Source organism: Streptomyces sp. NPDC051822 (assembly GCF_044452745.1).
GTDB lineage: Bacteria > Actinomycetota > Actinomycetes > Streptomycetales > Streptomycetaceae > Streptomyces.
Genome location: NZ_JBITBZ010000018.1, coordinates 46364 through 59450 on the forward strand (window position 1 = coordinate 46364; position 13087 = coordinate 59450).

At 69.0% G+C, this 13087-nt stretch carries 11 protein-coding genes and 1 tRNA gene; 3 read left to right on the forward strand and 9 right to left on the reverse strand.

The features are described 5' to 3' along the window. The 6 genes from ACIA8N_RS35200 to ACIA8N_RS35225 all read right to left on the reverse strand — a co-directional run. Nucleotides 1-827 (reverse strand): ParB/RepB/Spo0J family partition protein (locus ACIA8N_RS35200; RefSeq protein WP_399416883.1); only part of this gene is annotated, 827 nt, incomplete at its 3' end. Next, nucleotides 824-2056, reverse strand: coding sequence for a ParA family protein (locus ACIA8N_RS35205; protein ID WP_365782942.1), 1233 nt, complete (start codon nucleotides 2054-2056; stop codon nucleotides 824-826). The genes ACIA8N_RS35205 and ACIA8N_RS35200, both read right to left, overlap by 4 nt. A 327-nt stretch (nucleotides 2057-2383) precedes the next feature. After that, on the reverse strand, nucleotides 2384-3037 hold the full coding sequence (locus tag ACIA8N_RS35210; RefSeq protein ID WP_365782944.1) for a response regulator transcription factor: 654 nt from the start codon (nucleotides 3035-3037) through the stop codon (nucleotides 2384-2386). After that, nucleotides 3030-4271: a sensor histidine kinase gene (locus tag ACIA8N_RS35215; protein WP_365782946.1), complete on the reverse strand. Its 1242-nt coding sequence runs from the start codon at nucleotides 4269-4271 to the stop codon at nucleotides 3030-3032. The genes ACIA8N_RS35210 and ACIA8N_RS35215 overlap by 8 nt, the downstream gene beginning before the upstream one ends. Before the next feature lie 62 nt (nucleotides 4272-4333). Continuing rightward, complete coding sequence (locus ACIA8N_RS35220; RefSeq protein ID WP_365782948.1) at nucleotides 4334-5137, reverse strand: ABC transporter permease; 804 nt, start codon at nucleotides 5135-5137, stop codon at nucleotides 4334-4336. A 1-nt stretch (nucleotide 5138) separates the two neighbouring features. After that, entirely contained in the window at nucleotides 5139-6080 is a 942-nt protein-coding gene (locus ACIA8N_RS35225; protein WP_365782950.1) for an ABC transporter ATP-binding protein, read from the reverse strand. Between the two features lie 205 nt (nucleotides 6081-6285). On the opposite strand from ACIA8N_RS35225, the gene tap reads away from it, so the two are divergent. Together tap and tpg are read left to right on the forward strand one after the other, a co-directional pair. After that, a complete protein-coding gene (gene tap, locus ACIA8N_RS35230) occupies nucleotides 6286-8451 on the forward strand; it encodes a telomere-associated protein Tap (protein WP_365782952.1) in 2166 nt (721 codons plus the stop codon). A gap of 7 nt (nucleotides 8452-8458) precedes the next feature. Continuing rightward, nucleotides 8459-9019 (forward strand): telomere-protecting terminal protein Tpg, encoded by a 561-nt coding sequence (gene tpg, locus ACIA8N_RS35235; protein WP_365782954.1) that lies wholly within the window; start codon nucleotides 8459-8461, stop codon nucleotides 9017-9019. Between the two features lie 49 nt (nucleotides 9020-9068). Here the strand turns inward: tpg and ACIA8N_RS35240 are convergent. Further along, nucleotides 9069-9142: transfer RNA gene (locus tag ACIA8N_RS35240), tRNA-Met, on the reverse strand. A gap of 436 nt (nucleotides 9143-9578) precedes the next feature. Between ACIA8N_RS35240 and ACIA8N_RS35245 the strand changes: the two genes are divergently transcribed. Then, nucleotides 9579-9998, forward strand: coding sequence for a hypothetical protein (locus tag ACIA8N_RS35245; protein WP_365782956.1), 420 nt, complete (start codon nucleotides 9579-9581; stop codon nucleotides 9996-9998). A gap of 450 nt (nucleotides 9999-10448) precedes the next feature. On the opposite strand, the gene ACIA8N_RS35250 is transcribed toward ACIA8N_RS35245, so the two are convergent. Next, entirely contained in the window at nucleotides 10449-10844 is a 396-nt protein-coding gene (locus ACIA8N_RS35250; RefSeq protein ID WP_365782958.1) for a hypothetical protein, read from the reverse strand. Further along, nucleotides 10838-11419 carry a hypothetical protein gene (locus ACIA8N_RS35255; protein ID WP_365782960.1) on the reverse strand — a complete coding sequence of 194 codons (582 nt, stop codon included), beginning with the start codon at nucleotides 11417-11419 and terminating at the stop codon, nucleotides 10838-10840. The genes ACIA8N_RS35250 and ACIA8N_RS35255 overlap by 7 nt, the downstream gene beginning before the upstream one ends. Nucleotides 11420-13087: the final 1668 nt, after the last annotated feature.

The window sequence follows — 13087 nt, forward strand, 5'->3', positions numbered from 1 at the left end:
GCGCCGCTCTGCTCGGCACCCGAGCTCTTCATAACGCCGTTATATCCGGAGCCGACCCCCTGCGCGTCGGCTCCGCGGTCCGCGCCGTCCCGCCGGGCCCGCCTCTTGGCCTCACTCGCCGCCGCTTCCCGCGCCTTGATCTCCTTCAGCCGGCCCTCCTGCTCCTCCGGCTTCCTGTTCCCGATCCGGCGCAGGTGCGCGGCCTGCTCCGTCCCGTCCTTCAGCCGCTGCTGCAGCGCGGGCGTGAGGTTCAGCAGGGCAAGCCGCTGGGACACCCAGGCCTGCGTCCGGTGCAGACGCTCGGCCAGCTTCTCCTGCGTGCCGTGCAGCTTGAGGAGCTGCTGAAGGGCCTTGGCCTCGTCGAGGGGATCGAGGTCCCTGCGGTGGATGTTGGCGACGAGCGCGGATTCGAGGACGGCGTCGGGATCGGCTCCGAGCTCGTCGTCGAGCATGACCTTGAGCGTGCCGAGGCCGGCCTCGCGTGACGCGGCGAGGCGGGAGTTCCCGTCGATGACGACGTACTGGGTGTCGGGCTCGAGGTCGGCCTCGCGACCGGGGTGGGCCTGGAGGTAGGCGAAGCGGGTCATGATGCTGATGGCCGTCTTCTGGCCGTGGTCCCGCAGGCTGTTGGCCAGGTCGGTCAGGTCGCCGAGTTCGCTCCGGGGGTTGTCCGGGTTCAGGCTGACCGCGTCGAGAGGCAGCTCGGTGGGCGCGGCGACGCCTTCCGTGGGGGCGCTGGTCGCCTGGTCGATGGCGGCGCGGCGGGCGCTGACCGGTCGGGCCCGCTGGAAGGAACTGCCGGCGCCGAGGAGTTCGGCCTTGCTCACGAGATCTCCCTGGCGAGTGCGCGCATGCCGACGGCCTGGTCGCAGCGCGGGGCGTAGGCGAGGAGCGGCCTCTTCATGCGTACGGCCTCCTTCTGTTCCTTGAGGTCGCCGATGACGCCGACGACGCGGGGATCCTTTATGTCGATCCAGCCCTGCAGCGACGAGGTGGCGATGAAGCCGCGGCGGGCGTCGTACTGGTTGACGACGATGCCGAGGTAGTCGAGGTCGAGGGCCATGTCGGTACGGAGGTCCTCCAGCTGCGACGTGAGGAGGTCGTACGCGTCGGCGGAGCTGTCCTCGGCCTGGACGATGACGAGGATGCCGGAGTTGCCGGGCTCTTCCCCGTCGCGCCGGCGTCCGTAGTGGGCGGCGGCGTCCATGCTGAGGCCGAGGCTCGGCGGGCAGTCGACCACGATGACGTCGTAGTCCTGTTCCACGGAGCCGAGGGCGCGCTCCAGGGCGGCCTCCCGGGCGCGTACGCCGGACAGCTTCACGTCGAGCAGGAAGGCGTCGGTGCAGGCGGGGAGCAGGTGGAGGCGGTCGCCGAACCGCTCGTCGTCGACCTGCACGATGAGGTCCTGCAGCCGGCCCTTGGCCTCGCCGGACATGTGCTTGGTGAGGCTGTCGCCCTCGATGGGCAGGGGCGTGTGACCGAGCTGGCTGGTCATGTGCCCCTGGGGGTCGAAGTCGATGAGGAGCACGCTGAGGCCGAGGCCGGGGAGTTCTTCGTAGTCGAAGGCGTCGGTGGTCTCTTCGATGAGGGCGGCGAGGTGCTTGGAGATACGGACCATGTGGAGCTGGTCGGAGTCCTCGGCCATCGCCTCGCCCACGCCGGCCGCCACGGCGGTCTTGCCGACGCCGCCCTTCTGGTTGCAGACGATGATGCGTCGGACGTACCGGGGCCGGAGGACGGCGGGCGCCGGGTTCTTGTCGAGCCACAGGGCGACGGACTGGGAGAGGCCCTGGACGATGGAGACGCCCCGGGCGGCGCAGTCGGCGCGGAAGCCGTCCCACTGTCCTTCGGGAAGGAAGGTGGAGAAGGACTTGGCGCCGGAGGTGTCGATGGGGGGCAGGTTGGAGCCCAGCCCGCGCCAGGCGGTGATGCCGGCTTCGACGGCGTTCTGGATGCCGATGCCGTGCTGAGCGCTGCGAACCTTCAGATCGCGTTGCAGCTCGGCCGGAAGTTTCGAGACGACCTTCTCGCGGTCGCCGGGGGAGGGCTGAGTCATACGCGACACCTTACTAACATCCAAGATCGCTTCAAGCATCAACACGATAGGTTCACCGACGAAATGGCCTCGTCGTCCTTCATAACGGCGTTATGAAGGACGACGAGACGGGGTGCTTCATAACCGGGTTATGAAGCACCGGCCGAACGAGAGCTTCCACAACCGGGCCATAACGGACGCCCGGGCGAGGATCCTCATAACGCCGTTATGAAGACCGGCCCGGCGGGGACCTTCATAACCCGGTTATGAAGACCGGCCCATGACGGCACGACAGCCCCGGACGACGGGAGCGACCGCGCGACCGGCGGACCGGTCGAACCGCCGCGATCAGCCCTGCCGGCCGTCGCCCAGGATCCCCCGGTCGTACGCCGCGGCCACCGCGGCCGCGCGGTCGCTGACGCCCAGCTTGGCGTAGAGGTGCGTGAGATGGGTCTTGACCGTGGCCTCGCTGATGAACAGGGCGCGGGCGATCTCCCGGTTCCCGCTGCCCCGGGCGACCAGCCCGAGAACTTCACGCTCGCGGGCGCTCAGGGAGGTGCGGGTGACGGAGGGGCCGCGGACCCGGGAGACGAGGCGGGTCGCGACGGCGGGGGAGAGGACCGTACGGCCGTCGGCGGCGGCGCGTACCGCGGTGAAGAGGTCTTCGCGCGGGGCGTCCTTGAGGAGGTAGCCGGTGGCGCCCGCCTCGATCGCGGGCAGGGTGTCGGAGTCGGTGTCGTACGTGGTGAGGACGAGGACCTTGCTTCTGGCACCCCGGCGGGCGAGCTCGGCGATCGCGTCGACCCCGCCGCCGCCCGGCATCCGCAGATCCATCAGGACGACGTCCGGGTCGAGGCGGCCGGCCAGCTCCACCGCCTCGACGCCGTTCGAGGCCTCGCCGAGCACCTCGAAGTCGGGCGCGGAGTCGAACATGCCGCGGAGCCCGTCGCGTACGACGGGATGGTCGTCGACGACGAGAAGGGTGATCGTCCGGTCAGTCATGGCGCACCAACGGTACGCGGGCGGAGATCGCGGTGCCCTGCCCCGGCTCGGACTCGATGTCGACGGTCCCGGCGAGGCGTTCGGCGCGGGCGCGCATCCCGCCGAGCCCGAAGCCGCCCGACGCGCCCCGCGGAGGCAGGGTGCGCGGATCGAAGCCGCGGCCGTCGTCGCGCACGTCCAAGGTGACCTCGCCGTCCATGTAGGAGAGGGTGACGCCGACGCGGGTGGCGCGGGCGTGCCGGGCGGCGTTGGCCAGGGCCTCCTGACCGATGCGCAGGAGCGTGGCCTCGATCTCCTCGTGCAGGGGCTCGACGGTGCCGGTGGCGGTGAACTCGGCCCGTACGCCCGCCCGTACGGACCACTCGGCGACGGTCTTCTTCAGGGCCTCGTGCAGCGCGTCGTGCTCGAGGGCGCCGGGGCCGAGGTCCTGCACCGAGCGGCGGGCCTCCCCGAGGCTCTGCCGGGCCAGGGCCTGGGCACGTTCGAGGTGCTCGCGGGCGACGGCCGGATCGTCGGCCGCGGTGACCGCCTGGAGCTGGGTGATGATTCCGGTGAGGCCCTGGGCCAGGGTGTCGTGGATCTCGGCGGCGAGCCTGCGCCGTTCGTCGTCGACTCCCGCCTCGCGCGCCTGGAGCAGGAGCTGCGTGTGGAGCCCGGCGTTCTCGGCGAGGGCCTGCTCCAGGCGGGCGTTGGTCCGTTCCAGCTCGGCCATGGTGGCGGCCTTGGCCCGGGCCTCCTCGGCCTCCTTCTCGCCGAGGGTGCCGAAGATCAGGACGAGCGCGGCATGGAGGGCGAAGATCACCCCGAAGAGCATCCACGCGGCCGCCGAGGCGGGGGGCAGCCCGCCGGACTGAGACCCCGCCATCGTGACGGCGGTGACGAGGAGTCCGGCTCTGACCCGGCGCGGTGGCAGCAGGTGGTTGGCGTCGAAGTAGCCGATGACCGCGAAGATGGAGAAGAGCGGGTTCAACCAGGTAAGCACGAAGGCGAGGGCGGTACGTGCGGCGTAGTAGAAAGCCCCGCCGGACGCACGCTCCGAGCGATTCCTGTCCCACCACACCTGCAGGACGAACGCCCCCGCGACGAGCACCCCGGCCGCGTACATCTCAGCGCGGGTCATGAAGAAGGACGCGGTGCCCGCGCCGACCGCCGAGGCGAAGGCGAGCAGCGCGTAGGGACCCCAGCGGTAGAACTTCCCCCACCGTTCCTCGGCGCTGGGTGCCTGGCTCGTCATGGCGTCAAGCATGCCGTGTCCGCCCGCCCCCAGCCCACACTCCTCGACCTCGCCCCGCACGATCATTCCCAGCGGAACCAGCGGACCGCGGCGCCGATCAGCAGAGCCGCCCAGAGGCCGGTGACCCCGAGGTGCGACCAGCTCGGCCAGTCGCCCGCGGCCGCCTGGTCGAGCGACTGGGAGGCGGCGCCGAACGGCGTCAGCACGACGACGTCCCTGAGGAGTTCGGGCATGACCTGTACGGGAGCGTAGACACCGGCGGTGAACATCATCGGGAAGAAGGCGATCGTGCCGACGGTCTGCGCGATCTTCGTGGTGCGGGAGAGCGCGGAGACGGCGGCGCCGAGTGCCAGCCCGGCGAGCACGGTGAGGAACATCGCCAGGACGTAGCCGGCGGGCTGCTCCGGGAGCGCGACGCCGAAGGCGAGCCTGCCGATCGCGAGGGCGAGGAGTACGGAGAGCAGGATGGCCGCTCCGTGGAGCACGATCTGTGCGGCGAGCAGGGACTTGGGGCTGGCGGGCGTGGTGGACAGGCGCCGGAGGATGCCGCGTTCGCGGTAGCCGGTGAGGACGCCCGGCATGGTCTGCGCGCCAGCCACGAGCACGGACAAAACCACGGCCACGGGGACGTACAGATCGATCCCCCGGCGGCCGCCGAGCGCCTCGTCCGCCTCCCGGAAGGAAGGGACGAGTCCGAGGATCGTGAGCAGCAGGCTGGGGAACGCGATGATCCAGAAGAGCACGGCGGGTTCGCGGCGGAAGAGCCGGGCCTCGGACCTGAGCACGGCGGCGGAGGCACCGGACCTGACGGAACCGGCGGAATCAGCGACACCGGGGGAGGGGGCAGGGGTCACGGGAACAGACATGTCATGCCTCCTGAGCGGTGAGGTCGAGGAACGCCTCGTCCAAGGTGGCGTCCGCGACCCGCAGTCGGCCCGCCGTGATGCGGTGCCTGGCGAGCAGCGAGAGAACGGCGGTGACGGTCTCGTCGGTCCCGTTGATGACGAACCTGCGCTCAGCCCCTTCCCGTCCGGAAGCGACGACGGAAGCGACTGCGGAGGCGGTCACGGAGGCGACGCCGGGCAGCTCCGCGAGCTCCCGCTCGTCGAGCGGGAGCGAGGGCGTGAACGAGATGACGGTCGAACTCGCGGCCCGGCCGATCACTCCCGCCGGGGTGTCGAGCGCGACGACCCGGCCCTTGTCGATGACCGCGACCCGGTCGCAGAGCCGCTGCGCCTCCTCCATGAAGTGCGTGACGAGCAGGACCGTGACCCCCGAGTCCCTGACCTCCTCGATGAGCTGCCAGGTGTCACGACGGGAACGCGGGTCGAGCCCGGTGGTGAGTTCGTCGAGAACGACGACCCTGGGGTCGCCGACGAGGGCGAGCGCGATGAACAGGCGCTGCTTCTGGCCTCCGCTCAGGCGGCCGAAGCGCGTGCCGAGGCTGTCGGTCAGACCGAGGCGCAGCGCGAGCCGCCGCCAGTCGGTGGGCTTGCGGTAGAAGGCGCTGTAGAGCTCCAGCGCCTCCTGCACGGTGAGCTTGGCCTGCAGCTCGCTCTCCTGCAGCTGGGCGCCGAGGAGCCGGGTGACCCGGTCGTGGTCGGCGATAGGGTCGAGGCCCGCGACCCGTACTGTGCCGGAGTCGGGGATCCGCAGGCCCTCGACGCATTCGACGGTGGTGGTCTTGCCCGCACCGTTGGGGCCGAGGATCCCGAAGATCTCGCCCTCTTCGACGGCGAAGTCGACACCGTCGACGACGGTCCTGCCCCCGTAGGCCTTGCGCAGGCCTCTGACTTCGATGACTGACATACGCAGATGCTGGCGCCCCGCAGGGAACCGGGGCATCGCCCATCGAGCTCGAAGCGCCATCAGCCGATCGGCTGATGGCGGAGTAGGACGGCACGGCCGTACGCGTTCCGCACGCGATGAGCACGCACGTTGTACGCCATATGAGCGGCATATGTGCGCGGAAAGTACAAACGACGAGGGTAGGCTCCTCTGAGGAGGTGTTCTCATGCCCGGGTTGTTCGATGCGGTCGACGCACTGCTGGCGTCTCGCGCCGCCCTGCCGCCGCCGGAAGAGCGGAAGCGGCTGCGGCAGGCCCATGCCCTGACAGTCGACGAGGTGGCCGCCGCGCTCCAGGTGCGCCGGGCCACGGTCACCAGCTGGGAGTCCGGCAGGACGGAACCGCGTCCACCGGAGCGCGACGCGTACGCCCGCCTCCTGGACGGCCTGGCCAAGCTCTACCCGGCGCCGGCCGAGGACGAAAAGGAGGAGGCGGAGGCGACGGAGGAAGAAGAAGACCCCGAACCCCCCACCGATCCCACTCCCGCCCCGCAGCCCACCGCTACTCCGATAAGGGGCACGCGGACAACGGGCGCTCGGACAACAGGTGGCACCACCCCCACCGCCGTCAAGGACGACCGCTTCGCGAACGGCCCCCTCGCGGTAATCGATGTCGACAGGAACAGCGACGGCGACGGCGACGGCGACGCCGCAGGCCAGGTACTGGCGTACTGCCAGGGCGGCCTGATCCTGGAGGTCCCCGCCAAGTCGCTCCCGTCGCTGGTCGAGTGGACGCTGACCGAGGGCAGGCTGGGCCAGCCGAGGCTGTCGGGCCCGGGCAAGGACGCCGACCCGCTCCTCGTCCTCACCGAGGCGGCGCTGAACCGCTTCGGCCTCCCGACGTCCCTCACCCCCGAGGAGCGGACCGCCGGGCGGATCCCGGAGGCCCACAAGGTCGTCAAGCAGCTGAAGCGCGCGCAGTGGCAGCTGACGAAGCGCGGCTTCGGGCCGTGGGCACGGATCTACCGTCCGGCCACGGGCTCCGAGCGGGCCTGCGTCCAGCTGTGCATCCCGTCCTGGGGCGCGCTCGACCCCCGCCACTGGGACGGCGCCGGATCCCTCCCGCCGGCGGACCTCGCCCGCGTTCTGGGCGTCTTCGCGGCGCGGGTGATGACGCCGCGGGGCTCCACGGCGGTGACCGGCCTGGAGCTGATGACGGCCCTTCACCCGCCGACCCGGGCGTCCGAGCCCGACGCGGACGGCAAGCGGCACTCCGAGCACAACCCCGGGAGCCTGGGCAAGGAGCCGGTCGACCCGGCGCCGTGCGAAGCGATCGACGGCCACCCGCTCCTCAAGGACCTGCCCCGCTTCTACGTCCGCGGGCCGGCCGAGAAGATCTTCGAGGAGGCGCACGACTGGGCCAGGCCGCTCACCGACGACGAGTGCATGCGCGCCCACCTGGTGGGCCTCGACGTGAACATGGCGTTCGCCGCCGGCGCGAACGGCCTGATCGTCGGCCTGGGCGCGCCGACCCACGAGAAGAACCCGGTCTTCGACCCGAAGCTTCCGGGCGCGTGGCTGGTGGACCTCTCCCACGTGGACCTGTCGCGCGTGAAGGTCGGCAAGGAGTGGGTGGACCTCCGCGGCGACCTCCTGCCGTCGCCGTTCACGCCGAAGGGCGACCGCCCGACGGGCCCGGCCTGGTACGCGACGCCCACCGTCGCGTACGCGGTCGAGCTCGGCTACGAGGTGGCGCCCACCGAGGCGTACGTCCGCCACGACAACGGCCGCTACCTGGACAGCTGGTACGCCAGACTCCGTGACGCGTACCTCGCCACGATGGCGGACCTCGGCGTCCGGGCCGACACGAGCCCGGAGGACTTCCTCAAGGCGATGGACGGCTACAAGAAGCGCGATCCGGAGCTGGCGATCGTCGTCTCGGCGATCAAGGCGACGGTGAAGGGCGGCCTGGGCAAGCTGCGTGAGCGCCCGCGCGGGGAGGGCTGGCGGCCGGGCGAGCCGTGGCGGGCGCTGGCCCGCCCCACCTGGCGGCCGGACATCCGCGCGGCGGTCATCTCCCGTACCCGTGTCAATCTCCACCGCAAGGTCGTGAAGCACGCGGCGTTCACGGGGCAGTACCCTGTCGCGATCCTGTCCGACTGCGTCGTGTACGCCGTGGACGGCACGTCGCCGCTCGACTTCCTGCCCTACCGGCAGGGCAAGGCGCTGCCGGGCGGTTTCAAGCTCGGCGTCAACCCGGGCCTGGTCAAGCACGAGGGCACGCAGACCGTCCTGTGGGGCGAGGGAGTCCGGGAGCAGTACGAGGCGCCCGAACTGAACCTGGCCCGCTACATCAAGGCCGGCATCGTCTCCGATGCCGACAGCGGGGAGTAGGTAGGCGATGGGCGACTTCGACGACAGCCTCGACGAGGCCGTGCACAAGGCGTTCACCCGCCCGGTGCCGAAGAGCGCGGGCGCGCGGATGCGGTTCCTGGTCAGGCAGCTGGGCGGCACCAGGCAGGTCGCCCAGCTGCTCGGCATCTCCCAGCGCACCGTCGAGCGGTACGTGAAGGACCAGATCAAGAAGCCCCGGCCCGACCTCGCCGCACGCCTGGAGCGCGAGGTGAAGCTCAGGTGGCAGCCGCAGGTCCAGGCGAGGGCCCGGCGGAAGGCGGCGTCGACGACCGGCATCGTTATCGACATCCACGCCCGCTTCGGCTACACGGGGGCTCCGGAAGGCACCACGGACCAGGACCGCATCCGACACCTCACGGTGGCCCTCCCGCCCCCGTACGCGGCCCGCCTCTTCGACGCCCAGCAGCAGGGCGCCGCGGACAACGAACTCCAGCAGATCGCGGCCAACTCACTCCGGGAGGTCTACTTCCAGGACGACGGCCGCCGAGCGGGCTCCCTGCGAGAGGTGGAGATCAACGACCTCCTGAGCCTGGAGTTCGAACTGTAGAAAACGCATGAGGCCCGGATCCAAAGGATCCGGGCCTCAAACCATTCAGTAGCGGGGACAGGATTTGAACCTGCGACCTCTGGGTTATGAGCCCAGCGAGCTACCGAGCTGCTCCACCCCGCGTCGGTAGGCACAACACTACGCCACCCACGACCCCCCGATGACCAACCAAGCCCGCCGACGTCAGCCGTTCGGTGCCTCGAACCCACCGCGGTCCGGAAGGTTCCCACAGGGGCCCTCGGGCACGGGGTGCTCGATCACGCCATCCAGAACATCCCCTCTGACGTCTTCGATGCCACTCACGAGCGCGCGACCGCGGGAGACGAGAAGGTAAGGCTGGGAAGCGACCAGCTGATGGGCCGTCTCCCGCTCGGTCAACGTGGCCGGCGCGACCGCAGTGCCCGCCCGGACCAGGACACCGAACGCACCGTCTCCGCCGACGTTGAGCGGCCGACGTCCGTGGCGAAGCGGTTCACCTGGTGCTACGGCCCGCCTGTGTCAGTGGTGGTGGCTAGCCTGCGTCGAGGCCGAGGGTCGGCGACGAGGGAGGGGTTCTGCAGTGGGCGGCAACACGTGGATGGCGACCGGGCCGTACCAGGAGGATCTGGCGGCGGCGTTCCGACAGGCTCAGCACCAGGAGTTGACGAAGGATGATCACGGCTTTCCGGGGCGGGGAATCGGCGAGCTGTGGGAGGACGAGGGCTGGCGGGAGTACATCCTGACCGGAGGCACCTGCACGGTGCTCGACTTCTACGCGCTGATCGACGCCGACGCAGGTGACGAGTTCGCCATGATGCGCCCCTTGACCGAGAACGAGATACGCAGCTGGGCTCCCGACGGCCGGCCCACACACGACCAGTGGGAAGCCGAGTGGCGTCGACTGCTCGACCCGATCGACCGTGGAGTGGGCCGGTGCACAGTGCTGTACCGGGATGGCGAACCAACCGAAGTCGCCTACTGGGGCTGTACCGCGGACTAAAGGCGAGCGCTGGTCAAACTCGGTTACTCCACTGGCAGTACGGAGAACCGTGGCAGTATTGCCACCGAAACACGGCAGCGTCGACACGAAACTCGCCTGAACGTCAGCTATGGATTGACCTTCGCCTCTGAGGTGGTTTCGAGCGGCGTCTGACGTACCGCGCCGCGTTTGGTGGCACGCCCACCGGCTCCTCGCCCCGGCCCTCGCCGCTCATCCCCAGCTCACGACAGGCTGCATTCGTATCTCACGTTTATGCAGGTCAGAGTGGTGCTCCTTTTATAATCTTCAAGGGGCCCGGGGCTTCCCGCGCCCGCCCTCACGTGGTGGTGTGGGGCGTGGGGTTGGCAGGAGCGGGCCACTTGACGGTAGCGCTGTCGAAACCGTTCTGTTTCAGGGTGCTGAAACGAAAGGGCTGGCACACCATCGGCGTCTGCTCGTTGGAGTAAACGTTTACGCGGTTCGGCGGTCCGGTACGGCGGACAGGTGCCGTGGAGCGTCGGGGAGCGAGGGCTCGGGCAGTTCGCCGGCTCTGATGGCCTCGTTCGCCGTGTGCAGGGCTTCCTCCATCTCCTCCAGGTTGGAGTACCCGGCGAAGTAGGGGTGGATGAAGTAGCTGCGGTAGCGGTTGTGGGGGCGCAGGACGACGTGGCGCTCGACCAGTTGGTTCATCGCGATCGACGTCCGGTTTTTACTGAGGGGCACGGACTGCGCCAGCTCGGCCTGTGAGGCGTTCACTTCGCCTCCGGGGCGCTGGACCTCGGCCATGGTGCTCAGAAGGTCGTAGGCGGCCTTGGAGAGCCCCAGACGGTGCAACATCGCGTACCCGAGGTGAGCCTGGATCAGCATGCCTGTTCCTCCACGTCGTCACCGAACGCCAGCTGCCGCGTACGGGGCTTCGGTGCCACTGGCGGCTTGAATCGGGGGAAGCTCTCCTCGGCGGCTTCCTCCACGTCATCTTCCCGCATCTCGGGGAAGTGCTTCCGGAGCGCGGCCTTGGCATCCTGCCGTAACGCTTCCAGGATCTCCTGCTGCACGTCACCGTTGCCCATGAAGCAGATGATCGGGTTCACCAGGATCATCGAGTTCGGCCGACGCTGGATCATGTGCCAGCCCTCCAGCTTGCCCAGAGCCTTGGTCACGTTCGCCCGCTCGATGCCCAGATGCGTGGCGATCTTCGCGTGAGTGCTTTTGAATCGGCCCTTCCGCTGCCATCCCATGCACAGCACCAGCACGGCCGACTGGGCCGGAGACATCCCGTGCCGGGCGATCAGCACGGCCAGGATGTCTGACAGGAAGTCGTTGCTGACCTGACTGTAACCGTTGCGCCCGAACGCCTCGTGCGGCGCGCGGTAGCGGTACTCCACGCTCGCTGCCTGGACAGGCCGTCCAGGCTTCGGCGGATTGCGTTCCAGCGCCTCCACGAAGCTGTCGGCAAGCGACTTCGAACTCGCAGGCTCAGTGCCCTGCTTCGCGGACCGTGGGCCCCTGGTGTTGGAGCGCCTCGCGCCTCCGGGTACCCCCGCCATGGCCCCCCCGCTTCGTCGATCTCCCTGGTCCATCGGCACTTTAGTCGATTTTGGCCACGCAGACAGGGACAATTATCCCTTCCCGCGTGGCCCCCTGGTGTCGATGCCGACACACGCCTCGGGGCATCACGACGCTCGGATACGCGTCTGATCAGGGACGATCTAGATTTGTCCCTGTTTCCGTGATGAAAATTACTCTCTGTGTGTCGGAGAGAGCACAAAACCCAGGGTCGATGTGTCAGAACCAACACATACCTCCTCGTAAAATCGCAGGTCAGGACGGGTTTCTCGTGAGGGCCCTCTTTTCCCTAAGACGCACGCGCGCGCGAGGGCCACATCAGGGCCTCGGACTCGTGGGCTAACCGCGCCGACGGCTCGGGTGACTGCTCCCCGCTCTTGCCTCTGGGAGCAGTCGGCCCACGGAGGTACGTACGGGACCCTCAGCGGCTTCCTGCGGCTCCGGGGGCCTCGTTGCCAGTTGACTGCCGCTGGCGGCCGTCGACGGTCTGCGCCGCACTGGTGGCCCGGATCCGACGTGACTGAGGGGGCTTCGTGTGCGGCGCCGTGTGTTTGTGAGGTGTGTTGTGTGGGGTTGTCAGGGTGGGTGTGTCTCCGCAGACAACCACTCGATCGTGTGGTCGGGTCCGACGTGGTTGGGCTGGCTTTGGGTGCGGGTGGTGGGTGGCTGGAGCGTTGCTGAGTCTGGGGTGGTGCGGGGTTGTGACGGCCAGACAGGGGGATGCGTGGCTGGTGTCTGTGGGTGGTTCGCCGCTCGGCGCGGGGGGCGTGCGGCTTGTGTTGTCTCCCGTGCGCTGGTTGTTCGGCTTTCGGGTTTTTGGGGGGTTGCTGTTCTGTGGTTGGGTTGAAGCTTTTAAAGGTTGTGTGTTTTGTGTGTGGGTGGGTTTCGGTTTGATGTGTAGTCAAAAACGCTTCTGTAAGGGTTGTTGGGGGTACCTTATATTTTTGCCGTTGTTACATGCTGCATCAGTTTGATGCAGAATTCGTCACAGGTAGCTGGCGTCACCTACAGGTAGCCGACGTCCCGGGTACTCCTCATCTTTGGTGGGGGAGTGCAGTGGACCCACCGTCCCCTGGGGTCTCTGTTTCATTGCATGGTGTGTGCTTCGCGCAGCGAAGCGTGTCCTTTTGGTTTCGGGAGCGCAGCGGACGAAACCCTCTTCCCTTCTGTGGGGTAAGGGGTGTGGGTCGCGTAGCGGCCGGCTTCTTCTCTTCCGTGTAGCAGAAACCCAACTCCCATGCTATGCAGGGGGGGTTGGGTTTCCCTTAGCGGGTTTCTGTGGTACTGCGCGCAGCGCAGTACCTTGCCTGCCATCGCGCGCAGCGTGATGGCTCCGGCCTACGAAACCGCGCAGCGGTGTGGCTTCTCCTGTACACCGCGCAGCGGTGTAGCCCCTCCCCCCAGCGCGCAGCGCTGGGGAATCCGCTGAAGGGGGGCCGCGCACCGGCCCCCCTTCAGCTCCCGCGGAGCGGGAGCTGAACACCCGCGCGCAGCGCGGGTGTTCGCTTGCATACCGCGCAGCGGTATGGAACCCGCTCCGCGGG

Excerpts from the sequence above, each read along its gene's own strand:
- ACIA8N_RS35225 (WP_365782950.1), bottom strand. The coding sequence starts at position 6,080 with ATGTCAGTCATCGAAGTCAGAGGCCTGCGCAAGGCCTACGGGGGCAGG.
- ACIA8N_RS35250 (WP_365782958.1), bottom strand. The coding sequence starts at position 10,844 with ATGCTGATCCAGGCTCACCTCGGGTACGCGATGTTGCACCGTCTGGGG.
- ACIA8N_RS35205 (WP_365782942.1), bottom strand. The coding sequence starts at position 2,056 with ATGACTCAGCCCTCCCCCGGCGACCGCGAGAAGGTCGTCTCGAAACTT.
- tpg (WP_365782954.1), top strand. The coding sequence starts at position 8,459 with ATGGGCGACTTCGACGACAGCCTCGACGAGGCCGTGCACAAGGCGTTC.
- ACIA8N_RS35210 (WP_365782944.1), bottom strand. The coding sequence starts at position 3,037 with ATGACTGACCGGACGATCACCCTTCTCGTCGTCGACGACCATCCCGTC.
- ACIA8N_RS35220 (WP_365782948.1), bottom strand. The coding sequence starts at position 5,137 with ATGTCTGTTCCCGTGACCCCTGCCCCCTCCCCCGGTGTCGCTGATTCC.
- ACIA8N_RS35215 (WP_365782946.1), bottom strand. The coding sequence starts at position 4,271 with ATGACGAGCCAGGCACCCAGCGCCGAGGAACGGTGGGGGAAGTTCTAC.
- tap (WP_365782952.1), top strand. The coding sequence starts at position 6,286 with ATGCCCGGGTTGTTCGATGCGGTCGACGCACTGCTGGCGTCTCGCGCC.